Origin of the sequence: Acetobacterium sp., assembly GCF_039830195.1 — a bacterium.
In the GTDB taxonomy this organism is placed as follows: Bacteria; Bacillota; Clostridia; order Eubacteriales; family Eubacteriaceae; genus Acetobacterium.
On sequence record NZ_JBDODG010000046.1, the window covers coordinates 208196 to 234138 of the forward strand.

A 25943-nucleotide genomic window follows, 5' to 3' on the forward strand; every position below is an offset into this window, starting at 1 on the left:
CAAAGGTCCGGTCAATGCATTGATATCAACTAATATCATGCCTTGGCCTGGTTTTTTTTGAACAATAACTCAGTTCATTAAAACCGTCCCATTAAGATCAACCGTTAAATATTCCCCTTGCTTCAAAGCCAGGTGACCGGATTCGTAGAGCTGATTATCAATGGTTAACAGCACCCGCTCGACACCATAGTAGTTTCCAAAGGTATTGGCGATTGACTGCAGCATCATTGCCTCCAATTCGGCTCCGGCATTCATTTCAGTCAGGAAGTCACTGCTCAAGTCAAGATATACCATGCCATCCTGATTCAGGTACAGGCTGTTGATTCTGGTATTTGGTGAAAACACCGTAACCGGGGCTGCCGTTTGATAGGCCGTGGCCAAGCGGTCCCGGGTAATGTCGTTGGTGTAAAAATCAAGCGCTTTGATCTGATAAACTATTTTGCCATCATTGAGATTGGGATAGAAGAAAGAAACAGCTTGGGTCATTGCCACCCCGTCCTCTATTGCTGCTAGTGATGAGCTGATTTCTTCGCCATTCTCGCCGACTTCATAGACCGACTTCACCAGACCGAGATCCTTCACATAATAATCCCGTTGTTTCTGATTGGATTGATCTCCGGTGGTGGTCACCTCAAGCGCCTGAAGGTTGCCATAGGGGGTGGTTACCGCGGCGGCAAGATTGGTGATGCTGCTGGTCCGGTTATCGGGCCGAACCCAAGTCGTGCCAACTTTCAGCGGCTCCATTAACAGAATCTCTTCCTGATTGCCTTTTTCCAGCAAATTTTCCCGATAATAGGTTTCCGGTTGCGACAGGGTTTTGACCAGCTGGCCGTCGACGATTTCAATGACCTCAACAATTACGGTGCCACCATTACTGATGCGCTGTTGAACCCTGGTTGGGGTTGCATAATCAATGAAGACATCGAAGGCAGCAAATTCATTGCCCTGCCCGGCAAAGACCGACCGGGTATTTTCCCGAATCGGAAAATAATCTTCGACTCGCAGCACCACTTCATTCGCCGGAACAGAAAAGAACATCATCATAAAAAACATCCAGATCCAGACAAAGATTTTATTCAAAAGGCCCGCCCCCCTTATTCATTCTTACTTAACCATTACCCGGAATACAGGTTTACAAACAATGTATCGCCTTAATTTACGGAAAAAACCTTCCATTTCATAATTAAAAAATGGAAGGTCTTATTTCAGTTTTATTCAATAGAACAGTTTTATTTTTTAATGGCTTTATCCGCGTTCAGGGGCAACTGGTGCACTTGATTTTAACGGATTGATAATCAGATAGATCACAAAGAAAGCAGCTGTTACACAGGCACCAACCGCAATTGGAGCGGTTACGGCATCACCAGTAATGGCAGCAATAGCGCCAATCCAATAGGTTGACAGGAATCCGAAGAGGTTCATACCCGCCATGAAGAAGGATACACCCAGAGCCATCTGGCTTGGTTTAACAGTCATTGAAATGAGCATCATACTGGCAGGAATCAGGGTTGACATCGCAAAACCTTCAATGAAGACGCCAACTGACAAGATCGCAATATTACTGGCAAAAACAACCAGTGCCAGACCGATAGCACCCAGGGCATAACCGACTGCCATAATAAAGCGTCCTGATATTTTAAACACCTTACCGAAAACAGAACCGGCTACCATCCCACCGATGGTTAAGAGTGCCAGGACAACCCCCGCGGTGGCCGTTGTTCCCAGTCCACGATCAACAATCAGGGTAGACATATTGACCAGCATCGGATAAATAGATAAGGTGTAAAGTCCATAGACCAGTACGATAATAAACAATTTAACCGGTAGTTTTTCTTTGGGAGCGGCCTGAGTTTCGGCTGTTACCGGAGCCTTTGGTGGCTCTGGCAAGAAGAAGATAACCATTAGTAAAGAAATAATACCAAGGGCATGGGGCAGGAAGCTGTAATTCCAGCCAATTCCGGCAAAATAGCCGCCCATGAATTGAAGAACCATACCACCGATGTTCATGGCCAAGGTAACCATACCTGTCATACTGGCAACTTTGTCGCCTTCATAAACGCCCATGACCAGAGAATTGGCCAGTGGTGACATGATCCCCAGACCGATACCAAAGATAGCTCGTTCCAGTAAAATCACGGTATAGTCAGTTGCAAAATAGGGTGCAACACCGCCGAGGACAAAAAGGGTCATCCCGATAATTGCCAGGGTTCGGTATTTCACTTTACTGCCGGCAACCGACCCGGCAATCAGAGTTGCTGGAATAACGGTTAATGAGGGCAGGGTGGACACCAGTAAAAGGGTGGTAATCGGCAAATCTGAAAACTGTACAAAAATTGCATTTAGGGCTGGGGTAATGGTCCCGACACCCATTCCGAAAAACGCCATGGCCAAAATCGTAAAGGTAGAGATGGGTTTTACTGTTTTGTTCATTTTTTCCTCCTTATTTTTTATATTCAGTATTCGCGAAACAATCATGCATTTCGCAAATACCTGAAATTAAATGAATTACATCGGGGAAGATTTAGAATAGCGCAGTACTCATGCGGTCAATTTCGTTACTGACAACGGCGCACTTCCGACAAAATTATGAATACAGTCGAGAGTGATAAATAAAAACACTGACTCTTACGCAGTAACCAGTTCTTTAGCTTTTACGGCAGCACTGCCGGCATCGGGTGCGTAACCATCGGCACCTACCTCAGTTGCATATTCTGGGGTCACCGGGGCTCCCCCGACAATTACTTTAACATCCGGACATTCCGTTTTAATGGTCTGAACGGCTTCTTTTAATGCTGGCATCGTGGTGGTCAGCAAACCGGAGCAGGCAACCAGAACAACCTTATCATTATCTTTAACCGCCTTGACAAAATTATCAGCGGGGACATCAACACCCAGATCGACCATATCAAAGCCCGCGCTTTCAATCATCATCGAAACCAGATTTTTACCGATATCATGTAAATCCCCGGCAACCGTACCGATGACACAGGTTCCCAGAGAAGCTGATCCGTCTCCGGCCATCAATGGTTTTAAAACTTCCACACCCTTGGACATGGCTTTGGCGGCGATCAGCATTTCCGGTACAAAAATATCTCCGGCTGAGAACTTATCCCCGACCACACCCATGGAATCGACCATTGCCTGGAGAATCTCTGCTGGTGCAACACCGGCATCCAGAGCTTCCTGAACCAGTCCGGGAACCAGCTTGGATTTACCGGCTTCAACCTTGGCTTTGACTTCTGCTACTTTTGACATCTTCTTTCCTCCTGTTAAATGAATTCAATGTTCTTACGAAATAAAACTATTCGGGTTGTTTTTAATCGTTTCCATCATTTCTATTGTCAGCAACGTTTAAACCCATTACAATCGCAAATAGACGACGGTCACTGTATTCCATCCCGAAAAATTCTTCCGGTTCAACTAATTTAACCGGTTCAATAATTGTATTGTAATCGGTTTTTTACGAAAAGTCAACAGATTTTAAATTAATTTAATTTGAACCGGTACAGTAAAATAAACTTGCATCCATCGCCTGAAAGCGTTAAAATAAAATAATATACTAAAAATCCCAACATGAGAGAGATGACCATGAACAACCAGAAAGAAAATATCCTCCAGGTGGCCAGCCAGCTATTCTATGAACAGGGTTATAAAAAAACCTATTTGGATCAGATTGCCGACATCTGCGAGATTACCAAGCCCCTGATTTCCTATTATTTTAAATCAAAATCCAGTTTAGCCCGGTCGGTCAGTGATACCTTCCTTTTTGAACTTAAAAATAAAATCGCCCTGAAACTTTATACTAACTATTTCAAAGGACGGAAGGCTGATCTCCAGGTCAGTACGGCGGTGGAAATTCGGATGTATAACCAGATGTTTCTCACGGATCCCAAAGCCATGCGCTTCCTGAAAGAACTGGCTGACGACAAATATGAAGACCTCTTTAGCCAAGACAGCATTACCCTCTATAAAATCCATGATCGCCGTTATCACCTGAACATTAACCGGGAATCCGATGAGCTGGCGATGATTGCCAATGCCGCCCGTGGGGCCTCTTTCTCGGTTTTATGGGCCTACGACCGGGGTGAATTCAATTGTACCCAGGAGGACTGTCTGGATTATATTACTCGGGTCAACTTTGTGCTGATGCACATCGATAATCAGCGGATTGATGAAATAATCGCCGAGAGCAAAAAGGTGCTGGAAATAGTCCCCTTTACCTTTAAACCTTATTTTCAAATTGATTAAGCGCATCCCCCCAAAAACGAAAACCGCCCGGATTCTTCATGAATCCAGGCGGTTTTTGCGTTGATAACGATTATTAAGTTGAGAACCGTTATTAAATCGTTTGTTTTTTGTCGAGAATGGCATTACCAATAAAGGACATCACCCCAACCGCCGCCAGCCCAACGGCCGCCAGCAGAAATTTAATTTCGATATTGCCACCGGCTAAATTAGCGACGCCATTAGAAACAATCGGTGAGACAAAGATCCCCACGCTGGTGGAGGCCGTAACAATGGCTATGGCCAACGAACTGATCGACGGATGAACGGCATTGGCCGCCTGGAAGGTTCCCGCCGGATTGATGGTAGCCAGACAGAAACCACAGCACATCGCCCCGATAAAGAGTGATGGTAAATTACCCAGCACAAAGATCAGCAGCATTCCCATGCCACCAACCAGCAACGATACCGGAATCACCAGCTTTTTCAGGACCTGCTGCATCCGCCCAAACAGGATCCCGGTGAGCATCCCGGCGGCGGACATGGAGGTGTTGATCAAACCGCTGGTGGAGGCATCCCCCAATCCCTTGCCAGCAACGTAGAGGGCAATATTGGTTTGAAAGACAAACAGGAAGACGCCAAACAAAAACATTGTCAGGGCTGTAAAATAAACCCGGGCGTTAAGCTTGGCACTTTTCTCGGCGTGCTTTTCTTCGGCATGGGCCGGGGCCTGATCCTTGGGCAGGTTTTTGACGACCAGAAAGATTACCGGAATAAAAACCAGATAGACCAGATAGGACATCTGCCAGGAAATCCCCGCCAGCATCCCGGAGGAAAATAACAGCAGCATGCTGCCGCCATTAACAAAGGCCGACTGCAGCCCCATCAGGGCCCCGCTTTCCTCAGCCACAAAATAATCGGCAATCAGGGCCATTGACATGGTGGAGTTGATCCCCTGGGCCACCCCGACCAGCAAACTGCAGCCCAGCAGCACATAAATACTGGAGGCGCCGAAAAGCAGGGCCACCATCCCACCGATCAGGCCACAGACCAAACCAAAAACAACCAGATTTTTCTTCGGCATCCGCAGTGACAGTGGGCCGGAGGCAAAGGCAAACACCAGCCCCATCAAGGCCGGAATGGTCAAAACCATTGAAATCAGCGACGGATCGACGCCCTCAAAATAGGCCTGAATATCGGCCAGGATCGCTGATGCGGTCATTGATATCATCAACAAAGATGAAATCGCCAGAATCGCAACTTTAATTTTTTTCTTTTCCAAAACTTTCTCCTAACAATGATAGCGTTTATTCACCTGATAAATTTAACAATTCGTCAAAACTTTACCGGTTAAATTTAGAATGTATTATATTACATTCTAATTTTTCTGTCAACGCTTTCAGATATCTTGTGAATCTTTTGATATGACGAAAATTCTAAAAAAGCCGCAGCAACCTTTTTTATTAGTTGCTACGGCTTTTGACTGTTTTATTAGTATCTTCCAAACTTATACAAAATGGACCCTCTCGGCATCAAACCGGTCTTTCTGTTCGGCACCTTCCACCGGATAACCGATCGGAATGATCGCGTAGGGTCTCAAATGATCCGGCACCTGCAAGACGTTGCGGACATTTTCCATCCGGTCTGCCATTGGCGCAATCCCAATCCAGACGGCGCCCAGGCCCAGCTCGGTGACTTCCAGCAGGATATTCTGGGTGGCGGCAGCCATATCGATATCGGCAAAATCCGGCATCATCATTTCTTTACGGTAAACCGGTACAATCGCCATGGCAGCGTCTTTGATACATCCGCCATAGGGACTGCAACCAGCCAGGGCAGTCAGGGTTTCTTTGTTTTTAACCACATAAAACTCCCAGGGTTGTTGATTGGCAGCTGATGGAGCCGCCATCGCAGCTCTGAGAATCGCATCGATTTTTTCCGTTTCGACTTCCTTGTTTTGATACTTTCTAACACTGGTTCGGCTAAAAATTGCGCTCATTTTTTTCCTCCAATAAATTTTATCATCGTATTTTGCAATTGCTTGCATCATACTTTTATTCTTTTATCATTCTATCAATGATTTTCAAGAATACAAGTAGGCACGGATAGTTAATTCTTACCCAAAAAGATCGCAACTAATCAAAAACAGTAACCCGCTAATCGCGTAGGTTACTGTTTTTTGATTCTTGTCATCATTTAGTGGTTTTGTTCCCCACTATTTATTGATATTGTCTTTATATTTCGTCTATTTATGGGTTAATCCGCCAGCGTCGTTCCCTCCCCGGACCGGCGCTGGTACCCGCTGATGTCACTGATAAACTTTTTGGCAAATTGTCTACATAATCGGGTCCATCGCCAGGGCGGGATGGTTTTTAGTTTCCAGGAATTCCAGAACCGCTTCGGAGTCGGTGGCAATGGTTTCGTCGCAGACCATATCGGCAAAGTTTTCGATGCCGGTCATTTCAAAGACGGCTTTGTTTAACCGTTCGGCCACATCGTCTTTCAATTCCTTAGGCATCCAGACAATTCGCGATAAGCCGCCTTCAGCCGACATGAATTTTTTTGAACCGATCAGGAAACGGCCATGGCCCATAAAGCCAGGAGTCTGCACGCCGCCGCCGGTCATTGAGGCCAGCTCGCCAAAGGTCATACCAACCGGAGAGGACTCACTGAATTCGCGGTTGACGATAATAACGCCATTGGCTTCGGGCATGATCCCGCAGATACATTCAAAACAACCGCAGGAAGTCATCGGATCTTCGAGGATCGAATACAGGGTTACTTTTTCAACGGCGCCCTGGGACGCGGCATTAACCACCTCGTTGACGGAATTCCAGATCCCCAGTCGTTCGTCAACGGCTTCACCTTTGACAATTGGCTGATTGGGTCCCAATGGATCCAGTTCTTTGGTGGCTTTGGCATCCAACCAGGAGACAGCGCCGCACAGACCCAGACGTTCCGGGGTAACGACACAGACATGACTCGGCGCAAATGACTGACATAATAAACAGGTATAGAATTCATCGACGCTGGCATCGGTTAAGGCATTCATCCGGGCATCACGTTCGGCATAAATCGGTTTAACCATTTCTTCGCCCAGGCGTTTGACATCTTCGGCTTTGGTGTAGATGGTGATTTCGCATTTATCAACAACCTTTTCAAAGTCGGAGCGCATTTTAGCATAGAGCACTTCACCGATATGTTTTAAGCGGAATCCTTTTTCAAAGGCTTCTTTAGTCAAGCGGATCCAGGCAATGTTTCGTTGACCCACATGCATCGCGCCATCGATATAGTTGGTGAAGTAGTGGATGCGGCGTTCCAGTACGGTTTCGAAATCTTTTTGCATCGCTTTACCGCCAACGGTGACAACAATCCCCAGTGGTAAACGGACGACGTCGGCATCGGCAAAGCTTGCATCATCGATATCCGGTCCGATCAGGGTGATTTTGTGATCTTCCATTTCGGCGGGATCACCACTGGTGACCAGTTCCCAACACTCGGTTTTATTGCCGCCAAATTCAGCAAACATGGTGTCTTTACGGACCCGTTCGCCTTCAAAAGCCGAGGCCACAGAAACGGGCACATCGATTTTGGTGACTTTGATTTTAATTTCCCGGGCTTCTAAAGAGAACTCCACGGTTTTGGCGTGGTCGGCCTGGGTCATTAAGGCGCCGGGTACTTCCGGTACCGGAACATCGGCGATAACTGGGAAACCAAGGGCAATGGCGCCTGCGCCAACCGAAACAATCACTTCGTTTAATTCACCAAAGGTATTGACAAAGGCTGGCACCCGTTCTTTGGTGTAGGTTAAAAATTCTGGCAATTTGCCTGGTTCGATACCACCAAAGATCAGGGCGGCCCGAATCGCCACGGAGACAACATGGATGACCGATGTTACTTCATGGCCCAAGGGAATGACACGATAGTCCAGCCCCATTTTCACACCGGCTTCTAAAGCTTGCTCGATGATATTACCAACCATAAAGGTCAGTAAGCCTTTTTCCTGATAGTCTTTAACAATCGCAGCCAGAGCGGCAGGATCGGAGGATTCGCCTAAAAGAACGGCAATCCCGGGAATATCGCCAGTTACCAGCGGCACACCCAAAGAACGAATAATCGGATCGGCGACAAAACCAATACCGGTATCGTTGGCGTAAGGGTCACCATCCAGGTAACGGATCGCTTCAATAATTTCAGCGCCGACGGCGGTGGCCAGACCGGCGTTTAAGGCGTCGCCGAGATCTTCTTTGTTGGTGATCAGGCTTTTCAGAATCCCCACTGCCGCCGGTAAATCACCCAGGGTTTTAATTTTAACACCGGTGGCGGCGTAAATAATTGGTAAAAAATAAGCCGTATCCGGGTATCCAACTGCATGACCTTCGCCATATTTTGCAATAGCATCATTGACTGCGCCTTCCGTTAATCCGGCAACCGCATTCGAACCAGCGTAAATTAAATCTGTCAAACTCATAATTTTTCACTCTTCCTTTTCAAAGAAAATTTTTTTAGTGTTTATTCATCTCTAAATGTATAGCAATTTTTGTGCCAATCAATAAAACCCGCCAGATTCTCCATACAGGCGGGTTTCGTTTAAAATTCCAGCATCAGTGGTGTCTATTTTTTTGACACTGTCAAATATGTCTTGACACTTTTTGACACTATTTGACACAAGTCGACAAGAGCCTGGGCATCATGATGTGATGTTATACTTTTTGATTTTATTATAAAGTGTCTGGCGCGTGATCCCCAGTTTGGCCGCTGCCGCCGACTTGTTGTCGCGGCAGTTTTGCAGCACTCTGACAATCAGCTCTTTCTCATTTTCTTTGATTTCGTTTTTAGCGACCCCGGCAAAGACGTTTAACGATTCTGCCGTGTTCAGTTCTTTTTCAATCGCGGCCCTGGAAATGATCGGATCATCGACTAAAAAAGTCAGTCTTTTGATTAGATTCTCCAGTTCGCGGATATTTCCCGGCCAACTGTAATTCATTAATTCCCGCAGACCGGCGGCCTCAATTTTTTTCAGCGCTGTTCCCGTTTCCCGGCTGATTTGCGTCAGGATTCGCTCCGCCAAACCAGGTATTTCCTGACTTCTTTCCCGCAGTGGCGGCAGCACGATGTTGATTACATTGAGCCGATAGTAAAGATCTTTTCGGAATAAACCGGCCCCGATCATCGCTTCCAGGTTTTGACTGGTGGCGGCAATCACCCGGGTATCAACTTGTTGGGTTGTCACGGCGCCCATTTTTTCAAACTTCTTTTCCTGCAGAAAACGGAGTAGTTTGGACTGGATTTCGATGGGAATCTCGGCGATTTCATCTAAAAAAACCGTGCCGCCCTGGGCCATTTCCAGTTTTCCGATTTTCCCCTTTTTATTGGCTCCGGTAAAGGCCCCGGGGCTATAGCCGAACAGTTCGGTTTCAAAAAAATTCTTGGGAATGGTGGTGCAGTCAATATAAATAAAGGGTTTGTGACTTCGGGGGCTCTCCTGATGGACCACTTCGGCAAACATCGTTTTCCCGGTGCCACTTTCGCCGCGCATTAAAATTGAGGCATCGGTCTTAGCTACTTTCTTGATGTAATTGACCAGGTCAATCATTTCAGCGCTGGCGACCAACACGTTGGGATCGTGTAAGGTGACGGTGTCCGGTTTGCCCGCCTTGCTTTTTTCATCAATTTGTTCTTCCAACGCGGAGATTTTATCAAGCAGTTGATTTTTGCTTTTGGCCAGTTTCAAGGAGTTGATGGTCAGGTAAAGCATATTAATATCGGTTTTGCCACCATCGCTGTCATGATTCACGCTCTTTTTATGAGCACTTGCTTTGGTGACTTCAAATTCGCAATAGCTGTCGCCGAGGGCGTTACAGCGGACTTCCACGGCATCCATATCCTGCTTACTGATGGTACTGACAGCCCCGGCCAGGATCCCAGCTTCAAAATAGCAGACCGGTTTACCGATATTTTCCATCTCACTGCAGGTAAAGCAGTCGTCCAGCCGAAAGACAATTTTTTCATCGGACATGTTGGTCATGACAATCTGGCCAATTCCCAAGGCCGTGATCTTTTCGGATAAGCTGTTATAATCGGTCACATTCAGGTTGCGGCCGACATTTTTAGCTGTGTTATAGTAGATTTCTTCCTCAACTGCCCTGGCATTCTGACTGGTATTGGCCAGATTTAGCACATTTTTCAGATTTTTTTCAACATGATTGTAATTCTCATCGTTCCCAATGCCATTTTTAACCATCGCCGTCGCTCCTAAATTTTTGGATTTGATAAAAGACCTGATCCGTTCCGTCTTTTCCTTTTATTATAGCTGATGTTTGGCTAATGATCAAACAATTAAGCAACCAAAAAAAACTTTGATAGTTTTTTAATTAACAGCTTGACCTTGAAGTGACTTGAGGGTTTATCCTATCAGTAAATCCAAAAATGAAAACGAGGTACAAGATGTTTACTAAATTATTTACGCCCAAGAAAATCAATCAGTGTGAGATTCCCAATCGTCTGGCAGTTACCGCCATGGTGGCCAATTACTGCAATGAAGACGGCACCGCCACCGATCGTTATATTGCCTATCACGAAGCCAAAGCCAAGGGCGGCTGGGGCTTGATTATTACCGAAGATTATGCCGTCAGCGAGCATGCCATGGGCTATCAGTTTATTGCCGGGCTGTGGAATGATGATCAGATTGCCAGTCACAAAAAACTGACCGACACCATTCATCAGTATGACTCCAAAATCTTTGCTCAGATCTATCATGCCGGCCGTCAAAGCGCCAGCTTTGTTAATGGCGGCGTTCAGCCGGTGGCGCCGTCGGCAATCCCCTGTCCATGGTTGCGGCAACTGCCCCGGGAGCTGACCATTCCGGAGATTGAACAGATTGTTGAAGATTTTGGCGACTGTGCCTTACGGGCTAAACAGGCCGGCTTTGATGGCATCGAAGTGCATGCCGGACATGGTTATTTAATTGCCGAATTCATGTCCACCTATGTCAACAAACGTACTGATAAATACGGCGGTTGTCTGGATAATCGCTTACGCTTTGTTAAAGAAATCTATGCCAATATCCGCGGCAAGGTCGGCGACGATTTCCCGGTCATGATCCGTTTTTCGGCTGACGAAGTGGTCCAGGGTGGCCGGGACATTTCGGAATCCCGGGTGCTGGCCAAATTATTTGCCGAATGGGGCTTTGATGCCCTGCATGTTTCCAGTGGTGCCTATGGCGATCATAATAAGGGGATTGTTTCGCCGATGTATGTCTCCCATGCCTGGACTGTCGATTTTGCTGCTGAGATCAAACAGCTCGTCGATATCCCGGTCTTTACCGTCAACCGTATCAATGATCCCCGCATGGCCGATGGTCTGCTGGAAATGGGCAAAGCCGATTTCATCGGAATGGGTCGGGGTTCTTTGGCCGATCCCGATCTGCCGAACAAGGCCAAGGCCGGCGATTTAACCTCGATCCGCTACTGCATCGGGTGTATGCAGGGCTGTGTTGGTAAATTATTAGTCGGCGAGTCGATCACCTGTTTAGTTAATCCCTCGCTGGGTCAAGAATATCAGTTGGATTACAGCAAAGCCGCTGCACCAAAAAAAGTCCTGATTGCCGGCGGCGGACCCGGTGGCCTGGAAGCGGCTCGCGCTGCGGCGATCAAAGGCCACGAGGTCACGCTTTATGAGCAGGGCAGCTTTTTAGGCGGTCAGTTTAAATCCGCCGCTTATCCCCCCTGCAAGGGTGAGTTGGCCACTTATACCAACTGGATCACTCACGAATTGGATCAGTTAGGGGTGACGATTCATCTCAACTGCCAAGTGACCAAAGAACTGGTCGCCGCTGAAAAACCCGATACCGTTATCGTCGCCACCGGCGGAACCCCCTGCAAACCAGCCATCAAAGGGATCGACAAGGCCCTGGTTGTCACCGCTGAGGATGCCCTACTGGGTAACGTGGCTACCGGTGATCAAATTGTTGTCGCTGGCGGCGGCGAGGTCGGTTCAGAAACGGCGGCGCATCTGGCGATGCAACAACGGGATGTGACCATCATCGAAATGCTGCCCAAGATCTGCAGCGATCTCGATGGCGTCAACAAATTCAATCTGATGAAAATTCTCCGTGAATATGAGGTCAACCAAATGACCCAAACCAAAGTGGTCGAAATTCTGGATGATGGGGTAATCATCGAAAACAGCCGGGGCCAGCAGACCCTGCCAGCCGATACTGTCGTCATCGCTTTAGGCTACCGTCCCAACAACCAGCTGGCCGAAGCATTATCAGCTGTTCACAACCACGTCATCGTTATTGGCGGGGCCGCCAAAACCAGCAATGCCATGGTGGCGATCAATGACGGCTTTAATGCCGGCTTATCGCTGTAACCACCACTACACCGCTAACAATTAAAGATAAAAAAAGGATCGGTGCTTGTAAAAGCCCTATCCTTTTTTATTTGTCTTAGTATATAAATGTGATACAATGAAAAAAACCTGAAGCCACTATAGGGAGGAAAATCATGTCATATCGCATTGGGGAAGTCTCCAAACTCTTGGGTCTGCCGGTGGAGACCATCCGCTATTATGAAAAAGAGCAGATTATTGCGCCCAAACGTCAGGAAAACAGTGACTACCGCACCTATGAGACCTGGGATATCTTTTTTCTGATGGAATGCATGCGCTATCGCAGCTTTGACATTTCGTTAAAAGATATTTCCAAGATGCTTCATAATGATTCGCTGGACTTTTTTGTCGAGCGGATTGGCTTTAAACAACAGGTCATCGATGAAAAACTGCGCTATTATCAGATGCTGGAGCGCAAGATTTCCGCCTACAAGGATAAACTGGCAAGTCTGCCCTATAATGTTGGGTGCTATTGGTTCGTCAATACCCCCGAGTATCGTTATTTTACCTATGTCCGACGCGAAGACGGTGATCATTATGGCGAGGTCGAGGAAAAGCCCTTGTTTGCCAACTGGCTCAAGCAGATTCCCTTTGTCGAGTTTACCCATCACATTTCCTTTGCTGACATCGCCGACCCCAGCATCGACCGCGATGCCTGGGGGCTGTGTGTCGAAAGCGCTGACGCCGCGCTGTTAAATCTGCCGCTGAACGCGGAGGTGCAGATCCGGCCGGCGAGTTTATGTTTGTGTACGGTGATGGATCTAGGCGACTATGGCAATTTAACCTTACGCCAGTTTGACCCGCTGGTGGCCTATATCCGCGACCACGGCATTGTGCCGGAAGGTGATATCATCGGCAAAATCCTGACTCGGGTCCATGCTGACGGAAAAATGCACCGTTATATTGAGTATACGATCCCAGTCAGGAAATAAAAACCAAAAAACGGAGGACAAAGCGATGAAAACGGTAAATACCAAGCTGCAGCCACAGCGTGTTAAACTTATTTTTAATCCCGGTTCTGGCGCCAACGACGAATCCCCACTGCAAATCATGGCCGTCGTTAAAGAAATGCAGACCCGGCAGTTAATCCCGGAACTTTATTTAATTGAACCCGACAGTAACTTGCAGGAAGTAGTCGATGAGGCCATTGCCCAGGGCATTGCGCTGTTTGTCGTGTGTGGCGGCGACGGCACCGTTTCTTCGGTCACCAAGGCACTCTACGGTTCAGCGGCGACGCTTGGCATTGTTCCCACCGGAACCCGCAACAATATCGCCTTGAGTCTCGGTATCCCCACCGATATTGCGGCGGCCGTCGCCATCCTCAGCGAAGGACAGCGTTTAAAAATAGATCTCGGCCTGGTCATTTGCAACGGTGTCAGTACACCATTTATCGAACTTTGTTCGGTGGGATTATTTTCGACCCTGTTCCCCGCCGGGGATGACATTCAGCACGGTAACATCACCCGGATCGGCGATTTTCTGGGCATTCTGACGACTGCTCCGCCCTCGGACATCCATCTTTTTCTGGACGATAATCAGGAAATCAGCGAGTTGGGTCATGCCGCATTAATTTCTAATATGCCCTATATCGGTCGAAATTATCAAGTCGGTGCGCCTGATGCATATCTTGACGGCTTACTGGATGTGATGTTTTTTGCCGATCTGTCCAAACTCGATTTAATCAATTATATTCTGACTGGCGTCGGTACCGATAACCCCGAGGATCCCCGGATTTTGCACTATCAGGTCCGTGAAATGGTCATCGACACCGAACCAGCCATGGCGGTGATGGCCGATGGCATCAGTTTGGGCGAAGGGTCGGTGCGTATCCAAGTCCAGCCACAGGCTTTGTCAGTCATGGTTGGAGCGACCGCGTCACATGAAGAGCAATAAGCCGGATCAGTCCGGTACTGACAATGGCCATAAAGCAACTAAAAAAAGCCCCTTTCCGGTGGCTAAAATTCGCGACGTTGGGCAGAAAATCATAACTGGGATCCGCCATATCCCCCCGCTTTACTGGTTAATTATGGTTGCGATTATCCTCGTTTCATTTTTGCTCGTTATTCCTGACGATGTCTGGATCATTTTTTCAGCCGCGGTAAAAAGCCAAAAATCGCTGCTGATCCTGGTCCTGATTTTTGCTTTAACCACCATTTCGCTGGTGTGGTCGGTTGGTCAACGGATTGATGTCGGGGTTTTTACTTATTTTAATATGCATGGCCGCCGCCGGGGCTGGCTTGATGGGACGATGCTGGTTTTGACGCAGCTTGGCAACGGGATTTTTGCGATGATCCTGGCCACTCTTTTGTATTTCTTGGGGTACCACGTCCTCGCCTATGCCTTTGTCTTAGGCACCTTATCCTTATGGTTTGTGGTGGAACTGATAAAAATGCTGGTCCATCGCACCCGTCCCTATAAAAAGATTGAAAATAGTCGCATTGTCGGGTCACCAGCCAGAGGCTGTTCTTTTCCCAGTGGCCATACCAGTCAGTCCTTTTTTATGGCAACCTTTCTCTTACCCTATTTTCACACCACCTATTTAATCGGGTTGGCTGGCTATCTTCTGGCATTTTTGGTCGGGATCACCCGGATCTATGTCGGCATGCACTACCCCCGGGATGTCCTCGGCGGGGCGATGCTGGGAACCGCCTGGGGACTGTTAGGCGTGATTCTTATACAGTCATTTTGAATTTAACAGCGGCGGATGCAATTTTGGCATGGCTAAAAACCACTGTAAAAGCCTGATCAGAACAAATTCGATCAGGCTTAAAAGATCCGTTTATCATCACTGTCTTTCGGGGTAGCCGCTTTAATGGTTAAATATTTGGGACTTACATAAAACCAGGCGTATTCCAGAATTTTTAGGGTGGCTTCGTTCTTGATCATTTCGGTGATTTCAAAAATCGGTTCATTCTCGTTCAAATTAAGTTTCTCTCGAACTTCTTCTGAAGGCATAGTCACCGTAATGTTCAGTGATTTATCCAGCACAAAAGCCAGTTTTTCTTCCACCGGTTTCAGATAGTTGGCAAATTTCAGCATGTCTTCAATGACTGGCTGATGATGCACATAGGGCAGATAAATAATTTCCATGGCGATTTCTTTTTGATCCGAATATAAAATCCGCTTCACTTCGACGGCCTTCTGGTTTTCTTCTAAATTTAAGATCCGATCAATCTGTTTTGAAGGAAACAGCACTTTGACCGAGATCAGTTTGACCTCATCGATATGGGTATTTAAGCCGTCATATTTATTAAATTTAAACTGGAAAATATCGACCTCAGGCTTACAGACAAAATTGCCCTTGCCGGGAACCGAATAAATATAGCCTTCGTTGGAAAGTAGCGACAGGCTTTTGCGGATCGTCATTCGGCTGGCGGAATACTCATTCATCAGTGAAGTTTCAGAATTCAGCATATCGCCGGGTTTGAGCTGACTTTTCAAGATTTTATCCTTTAAACTCGCCACAATTGCTAAATATAAAACATCACTCATTCATCTTTCGCTCCGTTATTTTTCTCTTCCAGATAAACTTCGCAGTAGCGGATACCTTCATAAAAATTATTGGTCATAAAATCAATTTGGGGGATTTTGACATAATCATGACTGACCACCGCCCCACCCAGTAAAAAGCGACGATTCTCCAGCAGGTTTTGTTCTTCCAGGGCATTCCCCAATTGCTGAAGATAGGGAATTGAATTGGTCATGACGCAGCTGACCGCAATAATATCCGGTTGATGCTGTTTAACCGCTTCAATAAATTTCTCGACTTTAACATCCACCCCCAGATCAATGACGGCAATCCCGCGATTCTCCAGAGCATCAATCATCAGATCCTTCCCGATATCATGAATATCATCAAAAATCGTCCCAAAAAGGACGGTTCCCAGTGGTTTGATAGCATTCCTTTTCCCATAATGAAGATTGGCTGATGCAAAAATATTCTTTGCAATCATGCCCGAGACAATCAGATCAGCAATATAGCATTCACCATTTTCATACTTTTTCCCAATTTCGTTTAAACCTTCCATCACGATGTCATAAAGTTCCTGGGCCTCAATTCCCTGATGGATTAATTCATCCGCAAAGGCTTCTGCTTCATCCAGTTTTAAATCCACAATCAATTTGATCAAATTTTCCTTCATCTTTTCCCCTCAACTCTTACGTACAGCTCTGTATCTTTGATTATAGCACAATTACTTTTTTCAGCCTAGTCATTTTCAGCCAGCCTGATAGAGTACCAGCCCAAAATAAGTCACCTTATCTGCGCCGTTATTATAAGTCATTCCCAGACTGCGGCTCAACCCGACGACATCAATGCCGGCAGCTTCCAGGGAGGGAATGGCGTCCTCGGGGAAACGACAGGGTTCGTCAGTCAGGATGGCACAGCTTTCACAAATACTGCAGGTACCGGCGGAGAAAAAGAGACAGTCCAGCTGATCCGCTTTTGCCCGTTTGTTGATTTCCTGAATTTCTTCCCGAAAGGCGATCCCGGCCGCCACCATGCTTTGATAATCATAACGACTCTTTACCGGATAGGCTTTGGAAAACACCAACCCTTTGCCGTAGCCCTTTATCACTTGCCGATAATGCTCCAGATCTCCCACCGCCGGAGGGCACATGTGATTTTTTCCGTAAAATCCACAATAGTTATCAGCACAACGGTCTCGCACTTCCTGAGTAATATGAATGCTATTGATGTCATCAACTTCTGCGATTTCAGTAAAATTTCTGCTTTCAAGGTAGCTTTTCATGTTCTTCTCCTAATAATTTTTTTAGCTTATAAGCATTAGCAGCCCTTCTCCTGAATAGTTCAGGAAAAGGGCCAAAAGATAGGAATACGGTCGTTGTCGCTATTTTTTCACAAACTCAATTTTTGCGCCGGTTGTGTACTTCCGGCAGAATCGGTCCCGACCTAAAAGCAGCTCGGTGGCTTTTAGAGACTCGATCAGCGGCACGTTTTCCGGGTTGACCACCGCCGAATCCATACCGGCTGCCACTGCCAAAGTCAGGAAGGTGCGGTTGACCAGCGCCCGATTGGGCAGCCCGAAGGAAATATTGCTCAGTCCCCCGGTGATATGAGCTTCCGGATAGGTTTCCCGGATGGCCCGGATCGATTCAAAAGCAATCAGGCCCGCCTGCTGATCGGTGGCTACGGCCATAATCAACGGGTCAATATAGACTTTATCATCAGCGATCCCGGCTGCCCGGGTGGCCTCAAAAATCCGCTCCAATACGGCCATCCGTTCGGCCACGGTTTTTGGCATCCCGGATTGTGATTCATCCAGAGCCAACGCAATGACATTGCAATCCCGTTCTTTGATAAACGGAATAAAACTTGTAAGCCGTTGTGGATCACCATTGATGGAATTGATCATCGGTGTTGCTTTGACCGCATGAATGGCTGATTCAATCACTTCCGGGGTAGAGCTGTCGATGCAGATCGGGGTATCCGTGACAGACTGCACGACCTCCAGCAGCCACAGCATGTCCTCTTTCTCCCGGGAGGGATCGGTGCCGGCGTTCACATCCAGATAGTCGGCTCCGGCATTGGCCTGGTCCAGGGCCGTTTTTTTGATGAAGTCCGCATCCCGGTTGATGATGGCTTCCTGGATGGCTTTACGGGTGCCATTTATTTTTTCTCCGATAAATATCATAGTAGCTCCGATCTATTTCCAGTCATTAGTTGCTTTAAACATGGCAACCATATTTTCATGTTTGGTGTTCCCTGGTGCATCACAGCCTGCAGTAATAAACAAACCTTTTGGACCGAGATCGTCTATGAGCTTTGTGACATAATCTCGGACTTCTTCAGGGGTACCGGTTGCCAGTAAAGGTGCTGGAACGTCCCCCATTAAGCAATAGTTTTCTCCTAATTTTTTTCGAGTTTCACGCATATCTGTCATGCCATCAAGATTCAGGATAATTGATTTCTCAGGAAATTCAGCAAAACGATGGATGTCACGATCCCAGCTTTGGTCTAAATGGAATGTTGGATTTTTCCCATAGGACAACATTTGCTCCCCTGAAGCTTTCATATATGGCCAAACCAATTTATCCCATATTTTTGGAGATAACATTGCCGAAGCGGTTCGCCAGCCACCAATCCAACCGCTGACAACTTTACGATCGTCTTTGACTGCTTCCAAAGCACGTTGAGCGCTTGCCTTATTCGCTGCAAAAATAATGTCTGATACCTCAACTAATTTATCGATCATTTTATAACAATCCATATAAAAAGCACTCATGGAACGAACACCGCAAAGAATTTCAAAGGGAACATTGGCTGAAAGAATATCCGGTGAATTGATACTTACAATTCCCATTTCTCTCCCTTTTTTTCTGATCGCATCCACATTTTCGCCAAAGACTTTTAAAGCATTCCCAAAGTATTCCATATCGATTACTTTAGGTAGCAGTGAGTTGAACCATGTTTCATACCCCTGAGTTAATAAAACATCATATTCATCTTTTTCCATTATTTTCTTTTCCTGAACTTGCCATAACGAGGTCTCCGGCAATTCAATACCAGGTCGTTGAATCTTTGATAACCAAAGTAGTGTCAGATATGCTGCAATGTTAAAACCCATTGGATCACTGTCAATACACCCAACCGGACCTGCTTCTTCTTCCAGTCGCTTTACATAATCGTATTGGGCATAGGCACCTCTAACAGGATCGGCAACGAATTCAGCCAACGTCATCCCCATTTGAATAGGAGCAGGTGCAGTCCCCATGTAGCAACTGACTGGTCGTTCATTTTCACAGTGGATCGTTTGATAAACCAAGTCTAAATTCGCATTAAATTTATCGTAATCAGCCATTTTATAACATCTCCTTACATAATCTCACTGCGGACTGGGCGTCATCGCCAACTGCATCCGCACCGGTATATTTAACTACTGATTCATCGGTCGGACCGCCACCGATCACAATTTTGACCTGATCTCGTAATCCGGCTGCTTCAACCGCTTTCACTGTGTTTAGGATTGAATCATAGCAGGTCGTTAACAGACAAGAAAGAGCCAGAATCGGCGCTCCGGATTCCTTGAGCGCATTGACAAATGCTTCCGGTTTGGCATCCACCCCAACATCAATGACATCAAATCCGCCAGATTTCAGCATGATATAAACTAAGTCTTTGCCGATATCGTGAATATCCCCTTCAACGGTTCCTAAAACAACCTTACCCAGGATAGTCCCAGTTTTTCCAGCCAAATGGGGCTCCAACATTTCGCCCACTTCCTTGAACATTTCCCCGGACATCATTAAATCTGAAACAAAATATTCTCCGGCACTGAACAATTCACCAACCTTGATCATTCCGGCTTCGCCTTCTTTAAGAATCTCTAAGGGATCGGTACCGTTATCTAATTCCTGCTGGACAGCTTCCATCAGCTCATCCATTTCCAGATTCGCCAGTAATTCACTAATTTTTGCCATTTTTTTATCCTCCATATTTCTGTTTAGATGATTGTTTTTATTCGAACCAAACATGACAGCAGGAGAAACTCATCACCATTAAAAAGAACATTTCAACATGATTCACAATCTAAAATATTACTTTATTATTTATCCTGATTTATGTTAAAATGATAATGAGAACTCCTTTACACTTCTTTGTACAATGTGGCCAGCAATGCCTGTACATTTGGAATTTTAAGGATTCTCTTTTTTTCTTTTTTGCATTCACCTTACCTCCAGATTTAACTTATCTACTTTATAATACCGACGGTTTAATCGGTTATTACCCTTTAGTGTTGATGCCCACATGTTTCGTCATGGTGATGATGGTGTCCATGACAGACCGGACATGCCTCCGCTTCGTTTTCATCACTTTTAGAATCACCATGTACCGACTCGCGATAGTCCGTCAATAACTCAAAGACGCTGCAGGTTCTTTCCAATGCCATATGAAAATACTGAATGCTCTTGTCTTTTGGAACCCCGCTGACGATCCCGTTAAAGGTCAATCGTCCGGCTCGGCTGCTACCATCCGCTGTAATGATTTCACTGTTAATCGGCTGGTTTTGGCTGGTACAGCTTAATTTTATAAAATTTTCATCACCCAGTTCAATTAACCCTTTAATGTGTCCGATGACGACTGTTTCTGTTTTGCCAATTTGTTCAATATAACTCTGCAAGAAGAATTTACCGATTTCCTGCCACTTTTCGTTTTTAATTGCCTGTCTTGACGTTAATGTTGTTTCGACCGCTAATGTTTCAAAAGTATTCTGATACATGGTTTGCTCCATTTCCTTAATTGAGTAGCTGTTCTATTTGATTTTCTGTCAATTCGTTCAGGTTTATTTCAAAAATCGGGACTTTCTCATTATATTTTTTGATGATCTGGTTAGATTTTTTCATTTCTTCTGCACTCGCCAGATCAATTTTATTAATGACCGCACGGTTTGCCAACGGAATCGCCGACTGCAGATAAGGTTCCAGAACTGCTTCAAACATTTCCACCCGGGTCGGATCCATGATAAAAATATTATTGATCTGTGCCGCTGTAAAACCGCTGTGCAAAAGGGGCTGATATAAGTTTGTCGGGTCAGCCGCACCGGAAGGCTCCATCAGAATGTACTCGATTTCATAATTTGCCATTAATTGTTGGATGGTCTCTTCCAGACTGATTGCCATGGTACAGCAGATACAGCCGCCAAATAGTTCCCAGACATCATAACCCAATTTTTTCATCTGTAAATTGTCGATGCCGATTTCACCAATCTCATTAATAATGATGGCACACTTCTTTTTATTCCAGGCCAGATATTTTGCACATTTTAAAAGTAATGATGTCTTCCCCGAACCCAGAAAACCGGTAAAAAGTATTAATTTGGTATCTGTCATCATTCACCTCCAGCTCAACTTATACGTACAAGTAAGTATGGATACAATATAAACCTTTGTAAACGTTTTGTCAATCACTAAATTCATAAAATTTAATTTTTTAAGAAAGCGACTTTTAAATCTCTTTTTGTTTCTGAGACAAGTCAAATCGAGTAGGAGGCTAAACATCAATTGGTTAGCCTCCCTCCCACACCACCAACACGTACTATTCGGGATACCGCAGTTTCAAAGTTTACTCAATTATTTGCGTATAATATTAAAAGAATTGGGATATCCTTCTACTTGTGGCGAATATTATTTTTTACATATTTTCTAGTTCTTGAAAAGTTCATTTTTGTGCAATTTTCACTTACCGTTTTCGTTAAAATTTTTCCTCGATATTTTGCATAACACTAATTAATTTCTTAATTGAAATTGATTGATCATATTTTTCAATGTCCCTGCTTGTGCCGAAAGCACCTGACTTGCTGCAGCACTTTCTTCTGCAATAGCTGAGTTCTGCTGAACAACCTGGGCAACCTGCTCAATACCCACATTAATCTGCGTGATACCTGAAGCTTGCTCATTCGAAGCCTTAGCAATGTTACTGATCAAATCGTTGACTGTTGCAATGCCTGTCACGATGTCAATTAATGCAGCAGCAGTTTCATCTGTTATCTTTGACCCATGCTGAGCTTTGCTGATTGCTCCCTCAATTAAATTTGTTGTTTCTTTTGCTGCTTCAGCACTCCGGGCGGCCAAGGTTCGCACCTCTTCTGCAACCACTGCAAAACCTTTTCCATGCTGTCCTGCCCTGGCAGCCTCCACTGCTGCATTAAGGGCCAATATGTTCGTTTGAAAAGCAATATCATCGATTACTTTTATGATTTTTGAAATTTCAACTGACGACTGATTGATTTCGATCATTGACTTCCGCATCTCGGTCATATGATCGTTCCCTTTTTCGGCATTATCCATAACATCTAAAGCAGATTCTCTGACGCGGTTCGCATCACTCGCATTATTTTGAGTCTGAACTGCAATTTCTGTAATTGAGGCCGTTAATTCCTGAATAGAGCTGGCTTGCTCAGTAGAACCCTGAGCCAAAGACTGACTGTTGGCTGACATCTGGTTTGATCCCATATTAACCTGCTCAGCCGAATCGGCAATCTCACTCAATATACGGTTTAGTGTTATAACAAAGTCATTGATGGCACTTGAAATTTCTGAAAAATCACCACCAAAGTCGTCAAGTTTTTCTAAATCTAAATTCCCCCTTCCTATTTCTCTTGAAATATTGGTGAAGTCAAATATAATCTTTCTGAGATTGCTCCCCATCAAATTAGCCGCTGTTTTCAATTCTTCAAATTGTCCCTGATAGGCACCATGAACTGCTGCATTCAACTGACCGTTTGAAATTTCAGTCATAACTTCCGAGACTTCCTCGAGTGGACTCGCAATCTTGTCCATAATTCCATTCATTCCGCCGATTAATTCTCGCCATGCCCCATTAAGTTTGCTTACATCGGCTCGTACTGTCAGGTTTCCCTCGATTATTGCTTGGGTCAGCATATTTCCATCTTCAATCAAACTGCTGATTGATTTTTTTACAGCTTCAATATTTTTATCAATTAGCATGAATTGTCTGTAAACGTCACCGCTATACTCATTTGGCTCATTAATAGTCATATTAAAGTCCATATTACCCAGCACAAGTTTTTCTAGATTATCTTCAAGTCTTGCCACTTCTTTTTTGGTATAGTCATTCACACTCATGATTGGCGTTAAATCAGTGGCAACTTCAACAAAACCAATGCTTTCACCATTCCTGTTTTTAAGTTCCACCGTATGCATACTGAGATAGTTATCACCCAACTTGAAAGGACTATCTGGCACACCTTTCTTTTTAAGAAGTTCGATTCCACAATTTTCCGAATTACATATCTCCAGATTAGAATTGCAGCAATCCATTCCAATAACTGATTCTCTGCTGGTTGCAAAACCAAACTGAATTAGCAGTTTTTCAACCGATTTATTGATGAATTGCCACTTCATATCTTTATTCATTACGTGTACAGCATAAGGAATTGCATCAATAACTGATTCATACCAGTAAATTTTATCCTGAGCTGCAACCACAATTTTAGCGAAATTTTCTCTTGCCTGATTATAATCCCCCGGCAACGCTTTCTCATTATGAAATTTGTCAACGCTTTTCAAAACTTCATCTGCAGCAGTTCTTTCAATCATTTCACAAATACTCGCCATTGCATCTCGTGTCTTTTGTAAATTTTTGCCAATTAAATCAGCTTCCGGTACTTCCATTTCAGCAGTCAGATCGCCATCAGCCAACCTGTTAAGCATTTCGGAATGTAACTTACTATTAACCGCTATCATTTTCAGGGATTCCGTTAATTCTCTTAATGGATCGTGGTTTTTAACCTCATCAATCATCACCACCATCTTGCCGTAAGCCATTAATCGGGCGACTTCTGTTAAATGCTGGATTTTTTTCGATAAACTGACTGTGACGACAGCAATTGTCCCAGCAATAGACAGAAACCCTATTCCCATAATCAAGGTAACCAGAAAAGAAAGCTTAGAAATACCCATTCCATTCTGGTCTACTACATAAATTATTACCGCTGTTAAAATCAAGTAATTAATTAATACCGGTAACGCTATTAAACGCCGAATTCTTCCTGCACCACTTTTATCTTTTTTCATTTTTCTTCTCCAAAAATAACATCATTATTTCCATATTTGATCTTGATTCGCTATTAATCTCGGTTAAATAAATTTAGCAACTTCTGCTTAACAGACAACATGTTTAACCGTTTTTCGTTTGTTTTCTGGATAACCAGAAATAGTCAATCTTAAACTTATTGTTAAGATTGACTATTTAAACACTGATCCATCATTCCCAATTAAATGTAAAAGTTACAATCTTAAGAAGTGGATAAATTTTTAATTATTAAATTTACTTTGTTACCGGGCCAATTTGCTGGGCTCGATAAGCCTTGCTGTACTTTCTGCAATGCTTATCTTTTCCCAGAAGCGCATAAGTCGCAAAAATAGTTCCCATCATATCCCGATTCATAGGATCCATCACCGCCGAGTCCATTCCCGCCTGAATTGCAAAGGCCATACAGGTTTTGTTCAGTAATGCCCGAACTGGTAAACCAAAGGAAATATTGCTGATTGCCCCAGTCACATGAATGGTGGGGTACATTTCTTTGATTGCTTTAATTTCAGCAGCAAAGTTTAACAACGAATTATTTTCGGTTGACAATGCCATCACACATGGATCGATGTGAATACGATCCGGAGTGACTCCATATTTAGCTGCCTTTTCCACCATCGATTTAGTAATGTTCACCTTCGTCTCAAGATCAGTGGGGATCCCATTATTGTCGCAGGTTAAGCCGACAACCTCCCAGGTATTCCCTTCCATCAATGGCAAAAGCACCTCGCATTTATCGCCTTCCTCTGAAATGGAATTAAGCATCCCAGGTTTGTTGGCATATTTAAATACGGCTTCAATCACGTGAGGATTCGGACTATCGATACATATTGGGGTATCGGTGGCATCCTGAACCACTTCCATCAGCCATTTCAAGGTTTCAATTTCGTATTCCGGGGCAGTGCTGGCACATACATCAATAAAATGAGCGCCTGCTTCTGTCTGCTTAACGGCCCGATCGGCAATAAAAGCAGCATCACGTTTTTCAATGGCCTCTTTTACCACTGGTATGGTACCGTTTATTTTCTCTCCAATAATAATCATCGTTATACCTAAACCCAACCCTGGCAGATTTTAACGCCTTCTGCCGCATTCGTAGTAAAAGCATCTGCGCCAATAAATTCACAAGCTTCTTTTGTTACCGGATTTCCGCCAATAATAATTTTTGAATCGATGCCTGCAGATCGAAGTGCAACTACAGTTTCTTTCATTGAGTCAATCGCCAAGGTTAATACGCCACTCATCCCAATGATTTGCGGTTTCACCGCTATCGCCTGTTTCACAAATTCTTCGACGGCCACATCGATGCCGATATCCACCACTTCAAAACCAGCCGCTTCAGCCATACTTTTGAAGATATTTTTACCAATATCATGTAAATCACCATGAACGGTTCCTAATAGAATTGTTCCGGCAATCGCTGAAGCACCGCTGCCTAAAGCCGGTTTGAGTACTCCGATCGCCTCGGTCAGCAATTCACCGGCAAAGATTAAATCGCCGACAAAATACTGTGCAGTTTCAAAGCGTTCACCGACAATTGCCATTCCGGCCTGACAGGCTGCCACTGCTTCCAATGCTTCCGGTTCAGCCGGATTAGTCGCGACAAATTCCTGCAGCATTTCCATTACTTGTTCTTCTTCCAAATCTCCCAGGGCTTCTGTTAATAATTTTAAATTCAACATAATTTCTCCTTTTTTTACGATCCATTAAAATGATGAGGTAACTGACACGCCTCTTCAAATACATTTACTCGCTA

23 protein-coding genes are annotated in these 25943 nt (G+C 45.0%); 5 read left to right on the plus strand and 18 right to left on the minus strand.

Features of this window, described 5'->3' with window-relative positions; translation table 11 throughout:
• Positions 1 to 69: 69 nt before the first annotated feature.
• From ABGU93_RS15545 to ABGU93_RS15555, 3 genes are all read right to left on the minus strand, one after another.
• On the minus strand, positions 70 to 1080 hold the full coding sequence (locus ABGU93_RS15545; RefSeq protein WP_347414309.1) for a GerMN domain-containing protein: 1011 nt from the start codon (positions 1078 to 1080) through the stop codon (positions 70 to 72).
• Positions 1081 to 1245: 165 nt separating this feature from the next.
• Positions 1246 to 2430: an MFS transporter gene (locus tag ABGU93_RS15550; RefSeq protein WP_347414310.1), complete on the minus strand. Its 1185-nt coding sequence runs from the start codon at positions 2428 to 2430 to the stop codon at positions 1246 to 1248.
• A gap of 195 nt (positions 2431 to 2625) precedes the next feature.
• Positions 2626 to 3255, minus strand: a complete 630-nt coding sequence (locus tag ABGU93_RS15555; RefSeq protein WP_347414311.1) for a corrinoid protein — start codon at positions 3253 to 3255, stop codon at positions 2626 to 2628.
• Positions 3256 to 3588: 333 nt separating this feature from the next.
• Here ABGU93_RS15555 and ABGU93_RS15560 point away from each other — a divergent pair, with 333 nt between their 5' ends.
• Positions 3589 to 4248 carry a helix-turn-helix domain-containing protein gene (locus ABGU93_RS15560; protein ID WP_347414312.1) on the plus strand — a complete coding sequence of 220 codons (660 nt, stop codon included), beginning with the start codon at positions 3589 to 3591 and terminating at the stop codon, positions 4246 to 4248.
• A gap of 91 nt (positions 4249 to 4339) precedes the next feature.
• Here the strand turns inward: ABGU93_RS15560 and ABGU93_RS15565 are convergent, their stop codons facing one another.
• From ABGU93_RS15565 to ABGU93_RS15580, 4 genes are all read right to left on the minus strand, one after another.
• Complete coding sequence (locus ABGU93_RS15565) at positions 4340 to 5506, minus strand: MFS transporter (protein WP_347414313.1); 1167 nt, start codon at positions 5504 to 5506, stop codon at positions 4340 to 4342.
• 225 nt (positions 5507 to 5731) lie between these two features.
• Positions 5732 to 6223, minus strand: a complete 492-nt coding sequence (locus ABGU93_RS15570; RefSeq protein WP_347414314.1) for a nitroreductase family protein — start codon at positions 6221 to 6223, stop codon at positions 5732 to 5734.
• Between the two features lie 336 nt (positions 6224 to 6559).
• Positions 6560 to 8695 (minus strand): acetyl-CoA decarbonylase/synthase complex subunit alpha/beta, encoded by a 2136-nt coding sequence (gene acsB, locus ABGU93_RS15575; RefSeq protein ID WP_347414315.1) that lies wholly within the window; start codon positions 8693 to 8695, stop codon positions 6560 to 6562.
• A gap of 219 nt (positions 8696 to 8914) precedes the next feature.
• Entirely contained in the window at positions 8915 to 10468 is a 1554-nt protein-coding gene (locus ABGU93_RS15580) for a sigma 54-interacting transcriptional regulator (RefSeq protein ID WP_347414316.1), read from the minus strand.
• A 203-nt stretch (positions 10469 to 10671) separates the two neighbouring features.
• Here ABGU93_RS15580 and ABGU93_RS15585 point away from each other — a divergent pair, with 203 nt between their 5' ends.
• The 4 genes from ABGU93_RS15585 to ABGU93_RS15600 all read left to right on the plus strand — a co-directional run bounded on the left by ABGU93_RS15585 (position 10672) and on the right by ABGU93_RS15600 (position 15304).
• Positions 10672 to 12597, plus strand: coding sequence for an FAD-dependent oxidoreductase (locus tag ABGU93_RS15585; RefSeq protein ID WP_347414317.1), 1926 nt, complete (start codon positions 10672 to 10674; stop codon positions 12595 to 12597).
• Between the two features lie 134 nt (positions 12598 to 12731).
• On the plus strand, positions 12732 to 13547 hold the full coding sequence (locus tag ABGU93_RS15590; protein ID WP_347414318.1) for a MerR family transcriptional regulator: 816 nt from the start codon (positions 12732 to 12734) through the stop codon (positions 13545 to 13547).
• 25 nt (positions 13548 to 13572) lie between these two features.
• A complete protein-coding gene (locus ABGU93_RS15595; protein ID WP_347414319.1) occupies positions 13573 to 14508 on the plus strand; it encodes a diacylglycerol kinase family protein in 936 nt (311 codons plus the stop codon).
• Positions 14495 to 15304 (plus strand): phosphatase PAP2 family protein, encoded by an 810-nt coding sequence (locus ABGU93_RS15600; RefSeq protein WP_347414320.1) that lies wholly within the window; start codon positions 14495 to 14497, stop codon positions 15302 to 15304. Before ABGU93_RS15595 ends, ABGU93_RS15600 begins: the two co-directional genes overlap by 14 nt.
• A gap of 77 nt (positions 15305 to 15381) precedes the next feature.
• On the opposite strand, the gene ABGU93_RS15605 is transcribed toward ABGU93_RS15600, so the two are convergent.
• The 11 genes from ABGU93_RS15605 to ABGU93_RS15655 all read right to left on the minus strand — a co-directional run bounded on the left by ABGU93_RS15605 (position 15382) and on the right by ABGU93_RS15655 (position 25869).
• Complete coding sequence (locus ABGU93_RS15605) at positions 15382 to 16107, minus strand: GntR family transcriptional regulator (RefSeq protein WP_347414321.1); 726 nt, start codon at positions 16105 to 16107, stop codon at positions 15382 to 15384.
• Entirely contained in the window at positions 16104 to 16757 is a 654-nt protein-coding gene (locus ABGU93_RS15610) for a cobalamin-dependent protein (RefSeq protein WP_347414322.1), read from the minus strand. Before ABGU93_RS15610 ends, ABGU93_RS15605 begins: the two co-directional genes overlap by 4 nt.
• A gap of 75 nt (positions 16758 to 16832) precedes the next feature.
• Positions 16833 to 17366 carry a DUF2284 domain-containing protein gene (locus tag ABGU93_RS15615; protein WP_347414323.1) on the minus strand — a complete coding sequence of 178 codons (534 nt, stop codon included), beginning with the start codon at positions 17364 to 17366 and terminating at the stop codon, positions 16833 to 16835.
• 99 nt (positions 17367 to 17465) lie between these two features.
• Positions 17466 to 18269, minus strand: coding sequence for a dihydropteroate synthase (locus ABGU93_RS15620; RefSeq protein ID WP_347414324.1), 804 nt, complete (start codon positions 18267 to 18269; stop codon positions 17466 to 17468).
• Positions 18270 to 18281: 12 nt separating this feature from the next.
• Positions 18282 to 19436, minus strand: coding sequence for a uroporphyrinogen decarboxylase family protein (locus ABGU93_RS15625; RefSeq protein ID WP_347414325.1), 1155 nt, complete (start codon positions 19434 to 19436; stop codon positions 18282 to 18284).
• A 1-nt stretch (position 19437) separates the two neighbouring features.
• Positions 19438 to 20055 carry a cobalamin-dependent protein gene (locus ABGU93_RS15630; protein WP_347414326.1) on the minus strand — a complete coding sequence of 206 codons (618 nt, stop codon included), beginning with the start codon at positions 20053 to 20055 and terminating at the stop codon, positions 19438 to 19440.
• Positions 20056 to 20366: 311 nt separating this feature from the next.
• The gene (locus ABGU93_RS15635) at positions 20367 to 20855 is read right to left on the minus strand and encodes a hypothetical protein (RefSeq protein WP_347414327.1); all 489 of its coding nucleotides are present in this window, start codon (positions 20853 to 20855) and stop codon (positions 20367 to 20369) included.
• 16 nt (positions 20856 to 20871) lie between these two features.
• On the minus strand, positions 20872 to 21465 hold the full coding sequence (locus ABGU93_RS15640) for a GTP-binding protein (RefSeq protein ID WP_347414328.1): 594 nt from the start codon (positions 21463 to 21465) through the stop codon (positions 20872 to 20874).
• Between the two features lie 396 nt (positions 21466 to 21861).
• Complete coding sequence (locus ABGU93_RS15645) at positions 21862 to 24171, minus strand: methyl-accepting chemotaxis protein (RefSeq protein ID WP_347414329.1); 2310 nt, start codon at positions 24169 to 24171, stop codon at positions 21862 to 21864.
• 253 nt (positions 24172 to 24424) lie between these two features.
• The gene (locus tag ABGU93_RS15650) at positions 24425 to 25231 is read right to left on the minus strand and encodes a methyltetrahydrofolate cobalamin methyltransferase (protein WP_347414330.1); all 807 of its coding nucleotides are present in this window, start codon (positions 25229 to 25231) and stop codon (positions 24425 to 24427) included.
• An 8-nt stretch (positions 25232 to 25239) separates the two neighbouring features.
• Entirely contained in the window at positions 25240 to 25869 is a 630-nt protein-coding gene (locus ABGU93_RS15655) for a cobalamin-dependent protein (RefSeq protein WP_347414331.1), read from the minus strand.
• Positions 25870 to 25943: the final 74 nt, after the last annotated feature.

Coding starts and splice junctions, on each gene's coding strand:
- ABGU93_RS15550 (WP_347414310.1), bottom strand. CDS start 2,430: ATGAACAAAACAGTAAAACCCATCTCTACCTTTACGATTTTGGCCATG.
- ABGU93_RS15555 (WP_347414311.1), bottom strand. CDS start 3,255: ATGTCAAAAGTAGCAGAAGTCAAAGCCAAGGTTGAAGCCGGTAAATCC.
- ABGU93_RS15560 (WP_347414312.1), top strand. CDS start 3,589: ATGAACAACCAGAAAGAAAATATCCTCCAGGTGGCCAGCCAGCTATTC.
- ABGU93_RS15570 (WP_347414314.1), bottom strand. CDS start 6,223: ATGAGCGCAATTTTTAGCCGAACCAGTGTTAGAAAGTATCAAAACAAG.
- acsB (WP_347414315.1), bottom strand. CDS start 8,695: ATGAGTTTGACAGATTTAATTTACGCTGGTTCGAATGCGGTTGCCGGA.
- ABGU93_RS15580 (WP_347414316.1), bottom strand. CDS start 10,468: ATGGTTAAAAATGGCATTGGGAACGATGAGAATTACAATCATGTTGAA.
- ABGU93_RS15585 (WP_347414317.1), top strand. CDS start 10,672: ATGTTTACTAAATTATTTACGCCCAAGAAAATCAATCAGTGTGAGATT.
- ABGU93_RS15590 (WP_347414318.1), top strand. CDS start 12,732: ATGTCATATCGCATTGGGGAAGTCTCCAAACTCTTGGGTCTGCCGGTG.
- ABGU93_RS15595 (WP_347414319.1), top strand. CDS start 13,573: ATGAAAACGGTAAATACCAAGCTGCAGCCACAGCGTGTTAAACTTATT.
- ABGU93_RS15600 (WP_347414320.1), top strand. CDS start 14,495: ATGAAGAGCAATAAGCCGGATCAGTCCGGTACTGACAATGGCCATAAA.
- ABGU93_RS15605 (WP_347414321.1), bottom strand. CDS start 16,107: ATGAGTGATGTTTTATATTTAGCAATTGTGGCGAGTTTAAAGGATAAA.
- ABGU93_RS15610 (WP_347414322.1), bottom strand. CDS start 16,757: ATGAAGGAAAATTTGATCAAATTGATTGTGGATTTAAAACTGGATGAA.
- ABGU93_RS15615 (WP_347414323.1), bottom strand. CDS start 17,366: ATGAAAAGCTACCTTGAAAGCAGAAATTTTACTGAAATCGCAGAAGTT.
- ABGU93_RS15620 (WP_347414324.1), bottom strand. CDS start 18,269: ATGATATTTATCGGAGAAAAAATAAATGGCACCCGTAAAGCCATCCAG.
- ABGU93_RS15625 (WP_347414325.1), bottom strand. CDS start 19,436: ATGGCTGATTACGATAAATTTAATGCGAATTTAGACTTGGTTTATCAA.
- ABGU93_RS15630 (WP_347414326.1), bottom strand. CDS start 20,055: ATGGCAAAAATTAGTGAATTACTGGCGAATCTGGAAATGGATGAGCTG.
- ABGU93_RS15635 (WP_347414327.1), bottom strand. CDS start 20,855: ATGTATCAGAATACTTTTGAAACATTAGCGGTCGAAACAACATTAACG.
- ABGU93_RS15640 (WP_347414328.1), bottom strand. CDS start 21,465: ATGACAGATACCAAATTAATACTTTTTACCGGTTTTCTGGGTTCGGGG.
- ABGU93_RS15645 (WP_347414329.1), bottom strand. CDS start 24,171: ATGAAAAAAGATAAAAGTGGTGCAGGAAGAATTCGGCGTTTAATAGCG.
- ABGU93_RS15650 (WP_347414330.1), bottom strand. CDS start 25,231: ATGATTATTATTGGAGAGAAAATAAACGGTACCATACCAGTGGTAAAA.
- ABGU93_RS15655 (WP_347414331.1), bottom strand. CDS start 25,869: ATGTTGAATTTAAAATTATTAACAGAAGCCCTGGGAGATTTGGAAGAA.